The organism is Streptomyces sp. NPDC045470, assembly GCF_040646595.1.
Taxonomy (GTDB): Bacteria; Actinomycetota; Actinomycetes; order Streptomycetales; family Streptomycetaceae; genus Streptomyces.
The window spans coordinates 1-17,197 of record NZ_JBEZAN010000036.1 but is presented as its reverse complement, the minus strand read 5'-3'; the positions used below and the strand labels follow the sequence as shown (position 1 = coordinate 17,197).

Annotated in this window: 16 protein-coding genes and 1 pseudogene; 6 read left to right on the top strand and 11 right to left on the bottom strand. The window is 68.6% G+C overall.

Annotated features, from left to right (window positions below):
- Window positions 1-1,212: 1,212 nt before the first annotated feature.
- Complete coding sequence (locus tag AB0A97_RS40380; protein WP_361160733.1) at window positions 1,213-2,145, top strand: LysR family transcriptional regulator; 933 nt, start codon at window positions 1,213-1,215, stop codon at window positions 2,143-2,145.
- Window positions 2,146-2,199: 54 nt separating this feature from the next.
- Here AB0A97_RS40380 and AB0A97_RS40375 read toward each other — a convergent pair whose 3' ends face one another.
- From AB0A97_RS40375 to AB0A97_RS40350, 6 genes and pseudogenes are all read right to left on the bottom strand, one after another.
- Window positions 2,200-3,069 carry an IS5 family transposase gene (locus AB0A97_RS40375; protein ID WP_361160730.1) on the bottom strand — a complete coding sequence of 290 codons (870 nt, stop codon included), beginning with the start codon at window positions 3,067-3,069 and terminating at the stop codon, window positions 2,200-2,202.
- Window positions 3,070-3,577: 508 nt separating this feature from the next.
- A protein-coding gene (locus AB0A97_RS40370) for an IS5 family transposase (RefSeq protein ID WP_361160727.1) occupies window positions 3,578-4,386 on the bottom strand; the annotation gives its coding sequence in 2 pieces (ribosomal slippage) (window positions 3,578-4,036 and window positions 4,039-4,386; 807 coding nt in all).
- A 154-nt stretch (window positions 4,387-4,540) separates the two neighbouring features.
- Window positions 4,541-4,966 (bottom strand): hypothetical protein, encoded by a 426-nt coding sequence (locus AB0A97_RS40365; protein ID WP_361160724.1) that lies wholly within the window; start codon window positions 4,964-4,966, stop codon window positions 4,541-4,543.
- 23 nt (window positions 4,967-4,989) lie between these two features.
- Window positions 4,990-5,295 carry a hypothetical protein gene (locus tag AB0A97_RS40360; RefSeq protein ID WP_361160721.1) on the bottom strand — a complete coding sequence of 102 codons (306 nt, stop codon included), beginning with the start codon at window positions 5,293-5,295 and terminating at the stop codon, window positions 4,990-4,992.
- A gap of 33 nt (window positions 5,296-5,328) precedes the next feature.
- Complete coding sequence (locus AB0A97_RS40355; protein WP_361160718.1) at window positions 5,329-5,736, bottom strand: hypothetical protein; 408 nt, start codon at window positions 5,734-5,736, stop codon at window positions 5,329-5,331.
- 706 nt (window positions 5,737-6,442) lie between these two features.
- Window positions 6,443-6,900: pseudogene (locus tag AB0A97_RS40350) on the bottom strand (lamin tail domain-containing protein).
- Between the two features lie 612 nt (window positions 6,901-7,512).
- Here AB0A97_RS40350 and AB0A97_RS40345 point away from each other — a divergent pair.
- Window positions 7,513-8,148, top strand: a complete 636-nt coding sequence (locus tag AB0A97_RS40345) for a chaplin family protein (protein ID WP_361160715.1) — start codon at window positions 7,513-7,515, stop codon at window positions 8,146-8,148.
- A 156-nt stretch (window positions 8,149-8,304) separates the two neighbouring features.
- Here the strand turns inward: AB0A97_RS40345 and AB0A97_RS40340 are convergent, their stop codons facing one another.
- From AB0A97_RS40340 to AB0A97_RS40330, 3 genes are all read right to left on the bottom strand, one after another.
- Entirely contained in the window at window positions 8,305-8,751 is a 447-nt protein-coding gene (locus tag AB0A97_RS40340; protein WP_361160712.1) for a hypothetical protein, read from the bottom strand.
- A gap of 654 nt (window positions 8,752-9,405) precedes the next feature.
- Window positions 9,406-9,672: a hypothetical protein gene (locus tag AB0A97_RS40335; RefSeq protein WP_361160709.1), complete on the bottom strand. Its 267-nt coding sequence runs from the start codon at window positions 9,670-9,672 to the stop codon at window positions 9,406-9,408.
- A gap of 384 nt (window positions 9,673-10,056) precedes the next feature.
- Window positions 10,057-10,584, bottom strand: a complete 528-nt coding sequence (locus tag AB0A97_RS40330) for a MarR family transcriptional regulator (RefSeq protein WP_361160706.1) — start codon at window positions 10,582-10,584, stop codon at window positions 10,057-10,059.
- 202 nt (window positions 10,585-10,786) lie between these two features.
- Between AB0A97_RS40330 and AB0A97_RS40325 the strand changes: the two genes are divergently transcribed.
- On the top strand, window positions 10,787-12,292 hold the full coding sequence (locus AB0A97_RS40325) for an MFS transporter (RefSeq protein WP_361160703.1): 1,506 nt from the start codon (window positions 10,787-10,789) through the stop codon (window positions 12,290-12,292).
- Between the two features lie 224 nt (window positions 12,293-12,516).
- Complete coding sequence (locus AB0A97_RS40320; protein ID WP_361160700.1) at window positions 12,517-12,834, top strand: ATP-binding protein; 318 nt, start codon at window positions 12,517-12,519, stop codon at window positions 12,832-12,834.
- Window positions 12,835-13,148: 314 nt separating this feature from the next.
- Here the strand turns inward: AB0A97_RS40320 and AB0A97_RS40315 are convergent, their stop codons facing one another.
- Together AB0A97_RS40315 and AB0A97_RS40310 are read right to left on the bottom strand one after the other, a co-directional pair.
- Window positions 13,149-13,556 (bottom strand): hypothetical protein, encoded by a 408-nt coding sequence (locus AB0A97_RS40315; RefSeq protein ID WP_361160697.1) that lies wholly within the window; start codon window positions 13,554-13,556, stop codon window positions 13,149-13,151.
- A gap of 350 nt (window positions 13,557-13,906) precedes the next feature.
- Complete coding sequence (locus AB0A97_RS40310; RefSeq protein WP_361160694.1) at window positions 13,907-14,812, bottom strand: LysR family transcriptional regulator; 906 nt, start codon at window positions 14,810-14,812, stop codon at window positions 13,907-13,909.
- A 107-nt stretch (window positions 14,813-14,919) separates the two neighbouring features.
- Between AB0A97_RS40310 and AB0A97_RS40305 the strand changes: the two genes are divergently transcribed.
- Both AB0A97_RS40305 and AB0A97_RS40300 read left to right on the top strand, forming a co-directional pair.
- Entirely contained in the window at window positions 14,920-15,411 is a 492-nt protein-coding gene (locus AB0A97_RS40305) for a VOC family protein (RefSeq protein WP_361160691.1), read from the top strand.
- Window positions 15,408-16,466 carry a YncE family protein gene (locus tag AB0A97_RS40300; protein ID WP_361160688.1) on the top strand — a complete coding sequence of 353 codons (1,059 nt, stop codon included), beginning with the start codon at window positions 15,408-15,410 and terminating at the stop codon, window positions 16,464-16,466. Before AB0A97_RS40305 ends, AB0A97_RS40300 begins: the two co-directional genes overlap by 4 nt.
- Window positions 16,467-17,197 lie beyond the last annotated feature (731 nt).

The following is a 17,197-nucleotide window of genomic DNA, read 5'->3' as shown; positions in this document are numbered from 1 at the left end:
CTAAGCGGTGCGGCGGCGCGCGGGGCCTGGCTGCGCTTCGACGACGAGGTCGGCTTCTCGGTGACGCCGCCCACACGCCGCATCTGGGCCCGGCGCGGCATATGCCGCTCATCCGGCTCCGGGGACGTTCCCAGCACCGATTTTCGATCGCCGCTTCGGCCTGCTACCGCCCCGGCCAGCGGCCACCACCACACCGGATATCCTTTCCCCCTGAGCTGCTGGTCGCCGCCCTCGCGCAGCTCCGGGACGACCTTCTCGCCCGGCTCCTGCCGCCCCGACGGATTCGCAGCCGGCCCCGTGTCGTCAAACGCCAGATGTCCAACTATCGGCCCAAATAGATAGAACGCAACATCTAGCTGCAGCCCACCAGACCCCCGACCGACGCCATCGTCATCCACGCACCATGAACTCGACACCGATGACACCGATAACGCAGCGGCAATGCGCTTAGGCATGGCCGGATGAAAGATGATCCACACGACTGTGCCCCCTTCACTGATGCTGCACCTAGCTGATGAGCCGAGCTCGCGAACAAGAAGGAGGCCAGGCCGCTAACAATCAGCCGGTCGGGCCCGTGGCAGGGTTTACCACCAGTCGTCAGCTCTTCTCAGAGCGCTGCAGCATGGTCCCGAATTTCGTCACGGCATCCCTGATGCTGAACCTCAAGAGCGATTGGGATGGAGCTCGTGCCGTGGTGCACTCGACTGCATTCGTACCGATTCCAAAGTGAGCAATGCAGCCCCGTCATGGTCCATGACAGCTGGCGTACATTCCAGATGAGTTTGGCGATCCTGAGTCCCAACTGCGGCAGACCAGATCAAAACTGCACGAACAAGCGTTCGGGAGATCGAGTCAGCGGCAGGGAATGAGGTAGAAGTACACGCCATGGAATCGACGCCTGCGCCGCGTTGGGCACAGCACCCTTCCACTGGGGATTTGGTCTACCTCACCCCGACGTCACAAGGCTTGACGTTTCAATGGTGAGGACCAAGGGCCTGAAACTACGGGACTTCCAGACAGAGCCTAGTGGGCCTTCGCCCCTATCCGCGCGGACAGCCAGCGCTGCGCCAGTTCAAACGAGCCTCGCTCAAGCTGCACGCGAGAGAATTCAAATCGAGACCTACCTCGAACTTCAGATATGGTGGTAGGGAATAACTCTCACCTCGCCATCTCTTGCGAACAGCTTACGATGTGGGCCGGAGGCATCTTGCCATGCGTGTAGAACAATTGGAATATCTGATGGCAGTCAAACGACTCGGGTCGCTGCGCCGTGCTGCAGAGTCGCTATATATGTCTCAGCCAGCGTTGGGCCAGACGCTGCGCAAACTGGAGCGCGAACTTGGAGTGGAGCTCATGGAGCGCAAACGCTCGGGAGCCGAAATCAGTCGCGAAGGGCTGGAACTGCTGCCGCACATCACCGCGGTGCTTGGCGCAGTCGACCGTCTGCGCCAAGCAGCCGACGAACAGCCCCACACCAACCGCAGGCTACGGCTGGGCACGGTCAACGCGGCCACCGTCGCCCTCCTGACACCAGCCATCCGCGAGTTCCGCACCACCCACCCATCGACCCAGGTGGAAGTTGTCGCTGACCGGCACGACGGCATCCAACAAGACCTCATCGAGGGCGGATTGGATCTTGGAATCGTCAGCTACCTACTCGATGACGACCTCCCGCCTGACCTGCACACTACTGAGCTGCTGCGTGGACGACCCGTTGTATGCATCCGTCAGGACAGTCCTCTGGCCGCACTCAAAGCAGTCACCGTCGCCGACCTGCTGGCCCACCCGCTGATCACGATGCGAGCCGGCTACGTCATGCACCGTTACATCCACTGCCTTCTCAGCGGCAGCACACCGCCCTTCTCTTACTCGGCCGAGGGCGCCGAAATGGGCAAACTCATGGTCGCAGAAGGGCTCGGCGCCACCGTCCTACCTGACTACAGCGTGCACGGCGACCCACTGGAGCGAAGCGGCACCATCACCTACCGCCCCCTCGCCGACGACAACACCGAATTCCGCGTCATGCTGCAACAACGCCACGCACACACGGCACGCACAGCCGTGCACGACCTGCACAGCACCCTTGTACGCCAAGCCGAAAGACGACGCGAAAACCTGCCCACGCGAAGGAAAGAAGAACGATGAGGTCTTCGTCGCCCCCTGCAGACCGTCTCTTAGAGGTCGTTTTCTCCCGTTGTTTCATCCCGTCATGCGTGTTTGATCCGGTGATGTCGGGTCGCGCCAGGAGATGGTGTTCTCGCCGGTGAGGCGGCGGGCCATGAGGTCGGTCATGGCCAGGTGGATCAGGGCTTCGGAGCGGGCCGGGAGGGTTTCGTAGTCGCGGCCCAGGCGGCGGTGCAGCATCAGCCAGCCGTAGGTGCGCTCGACCGCCCACCGCTTCGGGAACGGGGTGAACCCCCTGGCCCCGGGGGCGCGTTCGACGATTTCCATATCGATGCCGAGGGCGGCGGCGTGCTCGACGAGGTGCTTGCGGTAGCCGCCGTCGACCCAGACCTTGCGCAGGCGCGGGTGGTCGGCGGCGACCTGGTCGAGCAGCTGAGTGCCGGCGGTGGAGTCCTGGACGCCGGCCGCGGTGACCAGCACCGCAAACAGGAGGCCGAGCGTGTCGGTGATGATGCTCCGTTTGCGGCCCACGATCTTCTTGCCCGCGTCCATGCCCTGGCTCCTGGCGGGGACGCTGGTGGCGGTCTTGACGCTCTGCGCGTCGATCACGCCGGCCGATGGTTCCGCGTTCCGGCCCTGCTGCTGGCGTACCAGGTCCCGCAGCAGGCCGTTGAGCTGGGCGAAGACGCCGTCCTTCTGCCACTTGGCGAAGTAGCCGTAGATCGTTTCCCAGGGCGGGAAGTCGTGCGGCAGGTAGCGCCACTGCACGCCGGTGCGGTCGACGTACAGGATCGCGTTCATGATCTCGCGCAGGTCGTGTTCGGGTGGTCGCCCGATGTCCAGGGCCCGGCCGCGGCGCTCGAAGCGCCAGGCTGTCAGGACAGGCTCGATCAGCTTCCAGCGGGCATCGGACAGATCGCTCGGGTAGGGGCGTCGTGCGCTCATGACTGGGGCGTACCGCCGGTGCGGGCGCGCGCCCAGGCGCGCGTCCGCACCTGTGGCAGCGCGGCCGCGGAACGGGCGTCCTGGGATGAGACAGGCGCAAGCCGCCTCGCCCCCCAGGCGTCACCCCCTCCGGCTCCCAGGAACCAACCGCGCCTCAGATCCCCTCAGCATCACGTTCTCGCAGTTCACAAAAACGTGTCTATTGCAATGAAACAGGAGAAAACGACCTCTAAGAGGTCGTTTTCATCGGCAGAGTCTGTTTTATCCCAACATGCCCTTGTGACGGCGCGGCACTATGGAGCTGTCAGGAGCGTAAGCGGCTCTTGAGCTTCGTGGGAGGACCGTATTGCCTGTCTCGCCACGCAGAGTCTGTCTCATTCAAAGAGGCGCAGTACGCACCGTTCCGTCCTCCTCCATCACGGCAGATCCGGGAAGCCAGCGACACCCGTGAACACTGAGACGCATGATGAGGAACAAAGCAGCAGAAAACGACCTCTTAGACGTTGTTTCAGTTGGTGAGCTTGCGATAGCTGATGAGTGCTGCGGCGATGCCGACGAAGGCGAGGAAGTGCTCGGCCTTGCGCTCGTAACGGCAGTGCAGGCGGCGGCAGCCGGCCAGCCAGGACACGGTTCTCTCAACCACCCAACGGTGGCGGCCCAGCCGCTGTGAAGACTCGGCACCCTTACGGGCGATGCGGTGACGGATGCCCCGCTCACGAAGCCACCTTCGCAGGTGAGGGTAGTCGTAGCCCTTGTCGGCGTGCAGCTTGGCCGGCCGTCGGCGGCGAGGCCCGCGGCGGGAACGGATGGGCGGAATGCCACGCACCAGCGGCTGCAGGCCCAGGCTGTCGTGCGTGTTGGCGGCGGAGATGCCCAGCGACAGCGGCAGCCCGTTGCGGTCGGTGATCAGGTGGATTTTCGATCCGCTCTTGCCACGGTCGGTCGGATTCGGTCCGGTCAGCGGCCCCCTTTTGCCGCCCTGAGGCTGACGGAGTCGATCGCGCACCGCGACCAGTCCAGCTCGCCGCGGGCGCCCAGCTCGTCGAGGAGCACCCGGTGGAGCTTTGCCCAGACACGGCCCCGGCTCCAGTGGGCGAAGCGCCGGTAGACGGTCGGCCAGGCCGGACCGAAGACCGGCGGTAGCTGCCGCCAGGTGCAGCCCGAGGTCGCCACGAAGATGACCGCGGCCAGCACCTCACGGTCCCCGGACTGCCGCCGGCCACCGCCCTGCGGACGCTTGACCTCCGTGGGCGGCACCACCCGCCGGAACAACTCCCACAACTCATCGGGTACCAGCCGTTCCACCAAGCCCACCATGAGCGGCTCAACGACTCACCAGCACCAAAGGAAACGCTGTCTTAAAGAGGCGACGGCGATTCGGCGGTTTCCGACAACTGCCCTCGGGCTGAGCACCAGCACCCCTCGCCCCAGCACCAGGTGCCGCTCAGCGAACCGGGCGAGACCGTGCAGATCAAGCACTCAGCGCCCACTCCCGAAGCTGCGCCAGCACCCCGCGCGTCAACTCCCCAGGTCCGCCGTCGGGACCATCACGTCCGAGGACGGCTTCGTCGAGCTTGCGCCAGTCCACCGCGTCCAGGAACCCGGCCACGACGTGCCGCACATCCGTTGGCTCGACCACTACGTCCGCCAAGCCCTCGAACCGCATGCCGCTCCAGCCCTTGGCTATGTACAGCGTGACCTCGGGGCCCTCGTCCACGGTCCGGGTGATCCGGTACGCCTCCACCGACGAGGCGACATCGTGGCCGTCGACCTCGAGGACGGCAGGCTGCTCGGGTGCGGCGGACGTACGGACGCGGTGGTCATGACCGGACGTGCTGACGGGTCGGGGCTCAGGTGAGTGGAGACAACGTCTGACCTGCCGGTTCAGTGGGGTCATTGGGCAGTTGTACGGCTTCGTTCTCAGTGTCGTGCAGCAGGGTGTCGATGAGGGGCGGGGCCGCAGACCTTGGTGGCCCACAGGTCGTAGTCGGTGCACAGCACCCAGGAGCGGTCGGCGGCCCACAGGTTGGACGGGCTGAAGTCGATCTCGGGGTTGTCGTAGAGCAGCTTGGCGTCGCCGAGGCGGCCGGCACGCACGTGCAGGTTCTCGAAGTCGCAGCCCGCGGTCATCAGCGGGTTGTAGTAGGCGAAGCACGCGGTGTCTGTGCCGTCCGGGCTGTACTCGACGAGAAGGGCGATCAGCCGGTTCCAGGTATCTCGGTCCATGCTGCCTTCGGTCGGCGGGACGATGCTCCGCGGCTAGCTTCCGCCCTTCTTCGCCGATGGGAAGCAGTGGTAGGAGGGCAGCAGCCCCTCCGGGACGACCGGGTCGCCGATGCGGTGGGCGAGGTCCGCCCAGCGCAGGCGCTGCCAGCCGGGGCCCGGGTGCTCGGCGCGGCCCAGGTCACCACCGGTGGCGACCCCTATGGCGTGGAGGTCGATGCCCGCCACGACGTGTGGTTCGACGCTTCCCTCTGTCAGCTGAGCCTGGTGGTGCTCGTGATGCGAGATTGCCGCCGGGCCCTGTTCGTGCTCGTCCATGGCATTGAGGACCCAGGCCGCGTCGGGCATCGCCGGTGGCATGAATCCGGTGATGTCGTCCCCGCACAGCTCATGGAGCCAGTCGGTTGCAGAGGACGGGCCAGCGGCCATCGCGCTGTCACGCAAGTGGATATCTTGGGCATCCGTCCATGGTCCCATCCGGTGCGCGGGCAGCTCGACCGCTCGTACCGCAGCGGCTTGCCACCGGCGAGAAAGGGCCCGGCAGGCCGGGCCGGAGGCGGTCGTAACTGAACACGCACCGGACGGCCGAGCCTGGCCGAGGCGTCTGCGGTTACCCGTTCGGGGCACCGGTCGGCGATGCTCATGTTGCTCGGGAATGCGCACGGTGCCAGGCGCATAGCCTGTGCGGGGCGGCGCACTCAGGCGCCGTCCCGCACCCGGGCCGCCTGCGGCCGTCCTGCCGCTGCCCGGCTGCGGCGTGAGCAGGTTCGCGGGGTGCCAGCCGGCGGCAGTGAAGTCGGGTTGGGAGGAAGGACTCGGCGGTCGCGTCCGGTGGCCTCGTAGGTGATCCGGTACCCGCGCCGTGCACACTTCTGGCGGACTGTGATCCCGTTCTCCAGGCGGGTGCGGTGGTGCTGCACAGCACACCCGTGCAGGGTCATGGTCGGAAGCGTGTTGTTCCCTCCTGCTGGCCTGCGGCCGTGCTGGGCGCAGGCTAGCAGGGGCACGGTGCCGGTGCCGGGCGGCGGGCCAGAATGTCGATAACCGGCCGTCGTGCAGTGCAGCAGGGCGGGCAGGGCGGCGCGCCGCAGCTCTCCCCGGGGCTGCGGCGCGCCTGGTGGCGGGGCCGCTGGGAGGCGGCCCGGCCCGGTCAGCGGCGGCCCCAGTGCTTGGTGTCGACGACGTGGCGGCGGTCGTTGCGCAGGGTGGCGGTGTCGCGCCGGTTGTCCCAGACGTAGTTGCGGCGGTCCTGGAACACGTCGTGCCAGGTGTCACGTCCGTTGCCGGTGCGCACGCGCACTTCCTGGCGGCTGCCCAGGCGCAGGTGGTTGAAGCGGTAGGTCTTGTGGGTGCGCTCGCTGGTCAGGGTCCAGCCCTTGAGGTTGACCGGGCGCAGTCCGGTGTTCTTGACGGTGACCCGGCGTTCAGGGACCGGTTGGAGCCGTCGTCGCGCCCGGGGGAGTCGGCCTGGACCGCGCCGATGACCACGGGGGAGCGGTGGTGGGCCGGCAGGGTGTGGGCGCCGGTGGCGGAGGCGGGCAGGGCGGCGGCGGTGACCACCGCGGCCGAGCTGAGGGTGACGGCCGCGAGACGGGCGGAACGGGACATGAACAACCTCCTGCGGACGGCCCCGCCAGCGGCGGGGCCAGTAGGACGAGATGCCCGGACGACTGCCGGGCGCCCTCACTGTGCGCCCGCCGCTCAGGCCGTGGTTGAAGATGCGACGGTCCATTACAGAACACAGACATTTGCACAACCCTTCTCGATCCGCCGTGTACGCCCCCGCGCCTAGCCATCGGTCACGCGCCCCCGGCACAGCACACCGAACACGGCGCTGAAGTGCGGATTTTCCGGGGTATGGGCTTGTGAGGATGGTGCTGCGTACGGGTGTGCGCAGGCCGTGGGTTGCTGGGAACGCATGTTCATGCCGAAAGTGGCCTTTGAGAATTCCGCGGGTGGGCGCAGTACCGTTCAGACAGCGGGGATCCCGAAACGCCGCGCGTTTCCTCCTGGCGTGACGATCGTTTGGATCGATACGACGCGCTCAGCGTCCGGGTCCGCTGCCGTCGTGGTTGTCCAACCGGAGTGGCTTTGAAGGGGTGTTCGCCGCTTGAGCGGTGGCGCCCGCCGCAGGGGCTGGGTGATATCTCTTCGGGATGCGGGCACCTGGTCCCCACCACGTGCCCGGTTCGTCATCTTCGACAAGGTGAAGGACCACACGTGCAGCATCTGGTGAAACACAGCGTGCTGGTCGCCGCGACGGCGCCCGGGATACTGGCCGGCGCGGAGGCGGGCGCGCACGCCGACTCAGGTGCCGCAGGACGCACCGCGGCCGTCCCCGGCGTCCTCGCGGGCAACCTGCTTCAGGCCCCCGTCCATCTGCCGGTGAGCCTGTGCGGCAACACCGTCAACGTCATCGGCCTGCTCGACCCCGTCTTCGGCAACCACTGCGCCGATCTCGGCGGTCACCACCACCCACCCGGCCACCAGCCTCCCGGTCACAAGCCACCCGGGAACCACCCACCCGGCCACCAGTCTCCGGGGCACAAGCCGCCTGGGAGCCACCAGCCTCCCGGCCAGAAGCCTCCTGGTCACCGTCCGACGGGGCATGAGGTCCCCAGTTCTCCGGGGCCGGGGCATCGTCCGCCGACGGATGTCGCCGGAGAGGTGGACTCCCGTGTCCCGCCGGCCGCGTCTACCGCCGGCGGCGAGGGCCGGGTGGTCGGGCAGGCCGCCCCTGTTCCGGCGCTGGCCCACACCGGCAGCGAGCATCTTGGTGCCGCGGCTGCCGCGAGCGGTGTGCTGCTGCTCGGCGGCGTGGCGCTCGTGCGCCGGTGGCGGAGCCTTCGCGCCTGATGAGGGTGTCTTCGGTACGGCGTGAGAAGCCGCGCCTGGCAGTTCCCGGCCCAGGGCCGCCAAGCGGGCTTTCCTCCTCGGGTGCGGGGGCCGGCCGGCACCGGACCGGTACACGGGGGCGTGTCTCGCCTCCGTTCCCCGACAGTGCGTCGTGCTTCACCGGCTGTCCCTTCGTGGCCCGCTCGGTCTTCTGGACGGAGTAACGAACCGCCCCCCCCAGTCGGTCACGTACCGTTGCAGTTCCTTCACCAGATGGTTACGGTCGGTGGCGTCACGGTGGCGGGGGCTCGGTGAACAGGGCACTGCGCCCGGGGCCAGGCCCACCCGCTGCCAGGTGCGGCCGTCGCCGGCGAGCGCGCGGAGCGCGGCCGCGCTGTCGGGGAAGGCGGACAGCAGAGGTCCGGTTCCCGTGCGTTCTTTGACCTTGCGCAGGGCCGGGCCGGGGCCGGCGAGCAGCAGTTCACCGGCGGCCGAACGCAGACGCATGGCTTTGCGGACCAGGACCGACAGGGCGTCGATGGTCAGCCGCTCCACCGCCGGCACATCGACGATCACGGTGGGGGTGGTGGCGCGGCACCGGATGACCGATGCCAGGCAGCTCACCGTCTCCCACGATCCGTCCGGCAGCGACAGCAGGTCCTGAGCGAGTCGGGACGAGAGGTACGAGACCTTTCCGCGCGCAGGGCCGGGCGCATCGAACCCGGGAGCGTCGCGGCTCCACGGTGTCCGACGCACTCACCGTGCCCCTGGCATACCCCTGCACCACAGCAGCATCCCAGATCGCCTGCATGAAATCGCCTACGCATCGGGTGCGGTTGGGCGACTGGCGTAGGGCGGCGGGTACACGGCCGGGGGAAGGGGGCACTCGGCCATGACCTTGATCGGTTTCGCCAGGTCGGGGAATGTTCACCGCAGCCGGCAGGCAGGCCGCGGTGAGCGGTCGCTGCCGTCGGGGAAACGGCAGCGGCGATAGGCCCGCCCGGCAGGGCACGGCGCGGTGCAGCGGGCCGGACGCGATCCTTCCTCGGCCAGGTCCACGGACTCCTTCCAGCGTCCCGTCGGCGAACTTCTGTGTGCCGGGCCCGGTTTCAGTGGGTGCCGCAGGGCCAGGCACGCAGAGGTGCCGGATGCGCGGCAGGCGTCGTACGGTTCCGGCTTTCGACAAGGTCTTGGCGACGGGCTGCCCTTCCCAGACCAGAATCTCCACGTGTCCGAGTGGGGCCAGGGCAGCGAAGGCGGCGTCGGCGGAGGCGATGACTAAGCGCCGGGTGCCGGCGGCCGCAGCGGCATGCGCCTGATCGAGCAGCAGGCGGTCGGCAGCGTTCTTGCCGGCATCGACCAGCAGCAGGTGTACACCGGGTGTTGCAGACCGCTCGCGACGACGGAACGGATGCGGTCCCGGGCGCATCCGGCGATCGTCTGGTCCAAAGGGCCGGTGTGCCGCAGCAGGGCGTCCACCCGGAGGGTCGCGGTTGCCGGCTGGGCGTTCGCGCCGATCACGTTCTCCACATCGATCAGCAGCACGGCCGGGACCGTAGTGCAGGGTGAGGCGCTCACCACGGGGCCCTCCTGGCAAGGGGCGGAAGGCGGTCACGGTCTGCCCGAGGTGCGCGTGATTCCTGCCCGCGGCTTGGGGGGCCTGACAGCCGGATTGTCGCCTTCCGAGAGCGCGGCGAGCCGCTTGGAGACGTGGCCGACGTAACCTGAGCTGCGCGTAGCGCCGACGGCAGTGGCGCGCACGCTCCAGCCGTTGTCCCACCCACGCCGGATGTACTCAGGCGCCTGTTCATGGTCGAGACGCCCAGTGGGCGGGGGCGGCGGCAGGCGGGAGGTGCTCGCCGGTCCGCTGCAGCTCACCGGCACCGGCCAGTCCGATGCCGCCTTCACCGGCCCCGACTGTCCTCCGCTTCATCCGTGAGGGCTGCGGGCGTCGCCGTTCGTGCGACCGCCCCGGCTGTGGGCCTCCTCGACGAGGTGGGTGCGCAAGGTGTCGTGCAGGTGTCCGAGAAAGCTTTCGAACTGCTGGAGCAGTTCGGGAGGGTAGTCGGCCATCATGGCGCCCAGACGGACGCCGACGGGGGTGAAGTACTCGTCGGCGAGGGCCTGGGCCTGTCCGCCGGTGCGCAGGGTGACCACGCGCCGGTCGCTGTGCTCGCGGCTGCGCACGATGTGGCCGGCCTTCTCCAGACGGTTGAGCAGAGCCGTCGTGGCGGCCGGGGAGAGCTGGATGCGCTGACTCAGCCGGGCGGGCGTAAGGGGCGCGCCGCGGTGTTCATTGTTGATGATCTCGACCAGAGCAGTGCCGTCGGTGGTGTGCAGGCCCAGCCAGCCAGCGAAACGCCGCCCGAACTCCGCGTAATCGGCCGCGTAGGCCCCCAGGCTCTCCAGCAGCCTCTCGTGCTGGGCCCCCAGGCCCTGCTCGCTCCGGTCTGTCACTGCCTGATCCCTTCATCCGACCGCGATGGCCGCACTCTGCTCCGCCATCCTCGCACCATCCTAACGTTCCATTTTGGAATCATTCGAAAATGGAAGTACATTGTCGGCGGCCTGGCAGTCCACTGCCGAGGCACCACGGCGGCCGCTGCCTTCCGCAACGGCCGCCGCCGCCATCCCCTCCAGACAAGAGGCAGCACGTTTCATGTCCATATCCACACCCCTGCCCCGGGATCCGGGACGCTGGAAAGCCCTGGTCTTCATCTGCCTGGCCCAGCTGATGGTCGTGCTCGACGGCACGATCGTGAACATCGCCCTGCCCTCCGCCCAGCACGACCTGGGCTTTTCCGACGCCAACCGGCAGTGGGTGGTCACCGCCTACGCGCTGGCCTTCGGCAGCCTGCTGCTGTTCGGCGGCCGCATCGCCGACCTGTGGGGCCGCAAGCGCGCCTTCGTCACCGGCGTGATCGGCTTCGCCGCCGCCTCCGCCCTGGGCGGCGTCGCCGCCAACACCGGCATGCTCATGGGAGCCCGCGCCCTGCAGGGCGTCTTCGGCGCCCTGCTCGCCCCCGCCGCCCTGTCCCTGCTGACGGTCACCTTCACCGAGGCCAAGGAACGCGCCAAAGCCTTCGGCATCTACGGGGCCATCGCCGGCGGTGGTGCCGCCCTCGGCCTGATCCTGGGCGGCGTGCTGACCGAGTACCTCACCTGGCGCTGGACCCTCCTGGTCAACATCTTCTTCGCCGCCGCAGCAGCCCTCGGAGCCCTCGTCTACGTCCACGACGCTCGCACCGGCCATCCTCACGGCCGCCGCCTGGATCTGCCCGGCGTCGCCCTGGCCTCCGGCGGCCTGGCCTGCCTGGTCTACGGCTTCACCCGGGCCGAGAGCGACGGCTGGAGCGCAGCCACCACCCTCAGCCTCACCGGCGCCGGTGCGGTCCTACTGATCGGCTTCGTCATCCTGGAGGCCGGTGTGCGGGCCCCGCTGCTGCCCCTGCGCGTAATCCTCGACCGCAACCGCGGCGGCGCCTTCGCCTGCCTGGCCACCGCCGTCATCGGCATGTTCGGCCTGCTGCTGTTCCTGACCTTCTACCTCCAGGCCGTCCAGGGTTTCAGCCCTCTCAAGTGCGGACTGGCGTTCCTGCCGATGACGGCCGGCATGATGATCGGCGCCACCCAGATCGGCTCCCGCCTGGCCCCCCGCCTGCCCGCCCGCGCGCTGATGGCCCCCGGCTACCTCGTCGCCGCCGCTGGCCTGGTCATCCTCGCCCAGATCACCCCCGACAGCTCCTACACCACCGTCGTCCTGCCCGGCATGGTCGTCATGGGACTCGGCATGGGCACCGCCATGATGCCCGCCATGAGCCTGGCCACCCACGGCGTGGTGTCCCAGGACTCCGGCGTCGCCTCCGCCATGGTCAACACCTCCCAGCAGATCGGCGGTGCCATCGGCACCGCCCTGCTCAACACCATCGCCGCCAGCGCCACCGCCACTTACACACACCAGCACGTTGCCACGGACCCCGCAGCGACCGGACACCTGTACCTGCAGGCCACGGTCCATGGCTACGCCACCGCCATATGGTGGGCGGCCGGCTTCCTCACCCTCGCCGCCGCTCTCGCAGCCCTCCTTCTCAACCACCGCCCTCTCCCCGCCGCACCGGCACCGGCAACCGGCGAAGACGCCCTCCACCTCACGACCGTCCACTGACATCAGCCCGGGCGGCTCCGTACCCGCCGACACCAGGCACACCGTGCCCCTCGACGGCCCGTCGAGCACCCAAGAACTGTCCCTGATGTCCCCGCACGGACCACAGCAGGAAGTGTGCTTGGATGCTCGACGGGCCAGTACCGGCCCCTCTTGCCGCACATGCCGTCCGCCCACGGCGCCGCATGGGCCACCAGCACCCCGTCGACACCTGTGACGCTGCGGTGGTGGTCTCCGAACTGGTCACCAACGCCGTCCGCCATACGCATGGCGCCTGCCGCCTGCGCTTATGCCTTTACAGCGGGCACCTGAGCGTCGAAGTGCACGATGACAGCCCGGCCCGGCTCCGGCCCCGGCCAGCCGGCGGGGAAGCGGAAGACGGCCGTGGCCTGGCCCTGGTCGGCGCCATAGCCCAGACGCTGGATGTCCGCTTCGATCCGGGCGGCGGCAAGACCGTCCGGGCGAAGCTGAGCACCGACCGAAAGCCGGCCGGGGTGGCCGGCAGCCTCGCTGCGGCTGACAGCAGCGCCCGAAGGCGGGCGTGAGGTCGTCCGGGGGAGTCGCCCTCACGCCCGGGTCACCCTCGCCTGGTGGCGGCCTGCGGTCCAGAGGGGGCAGGACGGTCAGCAGCCTGCCACGCCCGGATGACAGGAACAGGCCCTTACCGGCCATCCGCGTCAAGCCGCTGAGCGGCGCGGTGCGCCGTACGAGCCGGGTGTTGCATCCCAGGTCCCGGTCGGGCCTTGCCGCACCCCCTGGCCATGGCAGACCACATGTCCCATGCGCCTCGTGCTGTCGCCGCCCGTAGTCCGTGCGGTCTTCGGGCGGGCCTTGCCGAGTGAGTATGCCTCGGTGCCATTCATCTCACTACCCGATTTCTTCGTTTCAATGCCTGGTATGCGGCCATGCCGCTGCAGAACACCATGACGCTCACCCCTGCGATCACCAGCGGGTTGATATAACCGGGAACCAGGTCGAAAGCGGCGTTGCACTTGTTGGAGAGCGGGAAATAGCTTGCTGATCCCGCGGAACTGCGGTCCCAGTGCTGCTGGTGATCCAGCTTGCACGCCTCCTCGATATCCCAAGGGAAACCGGTGAAGAGGCCCCAGGTATAGGTAATGAGTGTGCCGAGCAGAGCGTAAAGGGCGCCTTCGATCCAGCGGCTCACCTGTGCGCTCACCCAGGATCGCATCAGGAACCGGAACACCCACATGATGGCAATTAGCGCTATGAGAGGGATGGCGAGCAACGCGGTCATCGTCGTCATTGTTTCAAGGATAGGGGCCTCCTCGGGGCGTCAATTACCTTCAGTGCCTGCAACTACTGCGCCTCAGGGTCTGGGTTCTTCTGCTCCGTTCCGACTCTCTCCTGTAGCGTGTCAGTGAATCCTTGACAGTATTCAACAAGTTTGTCCGAGGGTAGTGCGGAGGGGAATGCCGCGCCCTTCACCTTGTCCTGAATGATGCCTGTCCGTACCGCTGAGATCAGGTCTACTTCGGTGGTCATCATCTCGTAGGCGGCATCCTTGGCTTTTCCTGCGGTTCCTCCGAAACGATCGGTGAATAAACGGGTGAACCTTGGCCGCTGGCGCTGTGTCGGGGGATGCCGGCGGCTGCGTCAGGTGAGCGGTTCTGCCAGGTGCTCGGGGTGCAGGCGCGCGCTGTGTTGGGCGATGGCCAGGAACTCGCTGATGAGCGGGTGCGGTGCGGGGCGGCAGAACACATCCAAGGGGCGCCGGTAGCGCGGGTTCAGGCGTAGCACCGTGCCGGGGAAGTCGGGGGTGAGGATGTTGGCGGGGACGACGGCAACGCCCAGGCCGGCGGCGACGAGGCGGGGGAGGACGGCGGTCTGGGTGGTGCGGATCGCGGCGCTCGGCGTGAAGGCGGCCTCGGCGCACAGGTGACTGACGACTGCGGACAGGCCGTGTGACGGTCGGTACAGCACCCAGCGGCGGTCGGCGAACTCGGTGAGGCGGACGGTGCGGCGTCCGGCCAGCCGGTCACCGGGCGGGACGATGGCCACGAACTCCTCGGCGCCCAGCGGGCAGCGGGGTCCGTCCCAGCCGTCGGGCAGGGGGCCGAGGGCGACGTCGGCGGTGGCGCCGGTGATGGATGTGGTGAACGAGTCGAGGTCGCCGTACTCGTGCAGGACGACATCGACGTGTGGGTGTGTCCTGTGCCAGGCGGCCAGGACGGAGGGGACCACGCCGATCGCGACGGACAGGACCGTGGCCAGGTGCAACTGGCCGTGGGCCATTCCGGCGACGGCCCGTGCGGCTCCCGTGGCGCGGTCGGCTCCCGCGAGGGCGTGACGGGCGCCGGGCAGGAACGCGCGGCCTGCGGGGGTGAGGTGGGCGCCGCGCGGGGTGCGCTCGAGCAGCGGGGTCCCGACGGTTTTTTCCAGGGCCTTGAGCTGCTGGGACAGGGTGGGCTGGCTGATGTGCAGGTGGGCGGCGGCCTCAGTGATGGAGCCGGTCTCGACGACGGCCAGGAGGTATTCGAGTTGCCGAAGAGACGCAGACATAGGGCAAGCCTATGGGGCCGTGTGAGTTTTCGTCTTTGCCCTATGTCCGGAGTGTTCCTAGCGTGGAGGGCGCACCGAAACGAACCCCGGAAGGAACCACCCCCGCCATGAGCACCTCCCGCCTGCACTCGGGCTTCGACCACTTCGCAATCCGCGCCCACGACTTCGAAGCCACCGTCCGCTTCTACCGTGAGGCGCTCGGCTTCACCGTCGCCTACGAATGGACCTCCCCCGGCGTGGTGTCCCGCTCGGCGTTCCTCGACTGCGGCAACGGCACGTTCCTGGAACTGTTCGACCCGGGCGACACCGTCCCCGGCGGCCCCGACCGGCACGCGCACGCCGCCCCGGCACCCACGGACGAGCAGCGGGCCGCGCACAACGCGCTGCTGCACATCTGCCTGCGCACCGATGACGTCGACAAGGCATACGCCCACGCCCTCCAGCACGGCGCCCGCGAGATGCAGGCACCCGCCGACCTGCCCCAGACCGGCCTGAACGAAAGCCCCGACGTCACGATCCGCATGGCTTTTGTCTACGGCCCGGACGGCGAGGTCATCGAGTTCCTCCGCCGCCCCGACTTCCCCGGGGAGAACCAGTGAGTGCCGCCACGACCCGGCGCCCGGTGCTGGCGGTGGTGACGTCCACCGGACAGGCCCTGCGGTTCTTCGACGGCCACAGCTACGAGCCGCTCGGCGACCTGCCCGTGGCCGCGCAGCCGCACGAGATCGCCGCCGACCCCGAACGTGGTCTGCTGTACGTCTCGCACACCTACCGCTCCGGCGTCTACACCGCCCCCGGCGCCAAGGCTCACGAGATCTCCGTCATCGACCCGTACCGCCGCGACCTGGTCGACGTCATCCCCCTGGAGCCCGAACAGGCCCCGCACGGCCTCGCCCTGGACCACCGGGGCGGCCTGCTGTACGTCACCGTCGAGGCCGGTCCGGCCGGTGGCGGCGCGCTCGTCGGGATCGACACCACCACCCGCAAGCCGGTCCGCCGGATCGAGGTCAGCACCAGGGGCCCCCACTGGGTTGTCGTCACCCCGGACGGGACCAAGGCGTACACCGCCGGCAAGGAGGCCCCGTTCATCTCCGTCATCGAACTGGAACGCGGACAGCTCACCCGGCAGATCCCGATGCCATACGGAACGGAGGAACTGGCCCTCTCCCCGGACGGGCGCTTCGCCTACGTGGCCGCCGCGATGATCGACTACACCGGCGGGGACGACGACCAGCACCCGGCCTGTCTGAAGACGATCGACACCGAGCGCGACCTGATCGTGCACACGGTGCCCCTGGACCACCCCGCCTCACCGGTGCACGTCACAGCCGACGGCCAGGTCCTGACCGGCCTCGTCCGCTTCAGCGCACCCGGCGTTCCCGCCGACGGCCTGCTGAAGACCTTCCAGCCAGGCACCGAGCCCGGCGTGCTCAGCCACCGCTTTACCACCGAGGTCGGCAAAGTGCCGCTCACCATCCGCACCACCCCCGACAGCTCCCGTGCGTTCGTCGCGAACCTGCGCTCCGGAACGCTCGACATCGTCGACCTCACCACCGGCGCCCACACGCGGCGCCTGGACATCGACCCCGGCGACCCCGCACATGTGCAGGGCGCCCACGGCATCGCCTACCTCCCACCCAGAGGACCCTCATGATTGATCAATGCCCAAGACCGCATCCGCGCCCACTTCGCAGACTTCCGACTTGAAACGGCCTGGCCGAGCTTGTCGACCCGGACGACGCAGAGGTTGCACGTCCTGGCGTTCGCGGCCGCCCGCGGCCGCGAACGCGATGCGACGACCGGGCAGCGTGCCGGTGGCCCCGCTGGGACACCAGCTGATGGTAAGGCGGGTTCCGGGCCGGGTGAGCTGGGCACCGTGTCGGGTCCCCTTGCCGTGACGGGCGGCGTGCTTGATCAACTGTGGTGGGCGGTGGGCCGCCCTCCGTTGAAGTGAGAGGTCTGGGTATCAGGTGGCGCGGGCAGGTACGAGGGTGAGCAGGCCGCAGCCGTAGACTTTCGCGCCACGATCCCTTCGGCCGCGCCCCCCAGCACCAGCTGATGCCATGTGCCCGTCCCCTGCTGCGCCCGGTCCCCGAGCTGGTGTGCCAGGTCCCCGGGGCATCGGCCCCGCGATCTCCCTCGGCCAGGCCGATGGACTCTTTCCAGCGTGCCGTCGGCGAACTTCTGTGTGCCGGGCCCGGTTTCAGTGGGTGCCGCAGACGGCGATGCCGAGAGGGCCTGGCGGCTACGGGGGTGGTGGGGCGGTGCGTTGTCCGGGGGTGGTGTTGTTGTGGGCAGGTGAGTTCGGTGGTCCGGGCGTGTTCGCCTTCACCGCGGCGATCGCGTCCGTCAGGTGCCGTCGTGCGGTGCCGGCCAGGGCGGTGC

Excerpts from the sequence above, each read along its gene's own strand:
- AB0A97_RS40310 (WP_361160694.1), bottom strand. The coding sequence starts at position 14,812 with ATGTCTGCGTCTCTTCGGCAACTCGAATACCTCCTGGCCGTCGTCGAG.
- AB0A97_RS40305 (WP_361160691.1), top strand. The coding sequence starts at position 14,920 with ATGAGCACCTCCCGCCTGCACTCGGGCTTCGACCACTTCGCAATCCGC.
- AB0A97_RS40380 (WP_361160733.1), top strand. The coding sequence starts at position 1,213 with ATGCGTGTAGAACAATTGGAATATCTGATGGCAGTCAAACGACTCGGG.
- AB0A97_RS40325 (WP_361160703.1), top strand. The coding sequence starts at position 10,787 with ATGTCCATATCCACACCCCTGCCCCGGGATCCGGGACGCTGGAAAGCC.
- AB0A97_RS40365 (WP_361160724.1), bottom strand. The coding sequence starts at position 4,966 with ATGACCCCACTGAACCGGCAGGTCAGACGTTGTCTCCACTCACCTGAG.
- AB0A97_RS40375 (WP_361160730.1), bottom strand. The coding sequence starts at position 3,069 with ATGAGCGCACGACGCCCCTACCCGAGCGATCTGTCCGATGCCCGCTGG.
- AB0A97_RS40315 (WP_361160697.1), bottom strand. The coding sequence starts at position 13,556 with ATGACGACGATGACCGCGTTGCTCGCCATCCCTCTCATAGCGCTAATT.
- AB0A97_RS40360 (WP_361160721.1), bottom strand. The coding sequence starts at position 5,295 with ATGGACCGAGATACCTGGAACCGGCTGATCGCCCTTCTCGTCGAGTAC.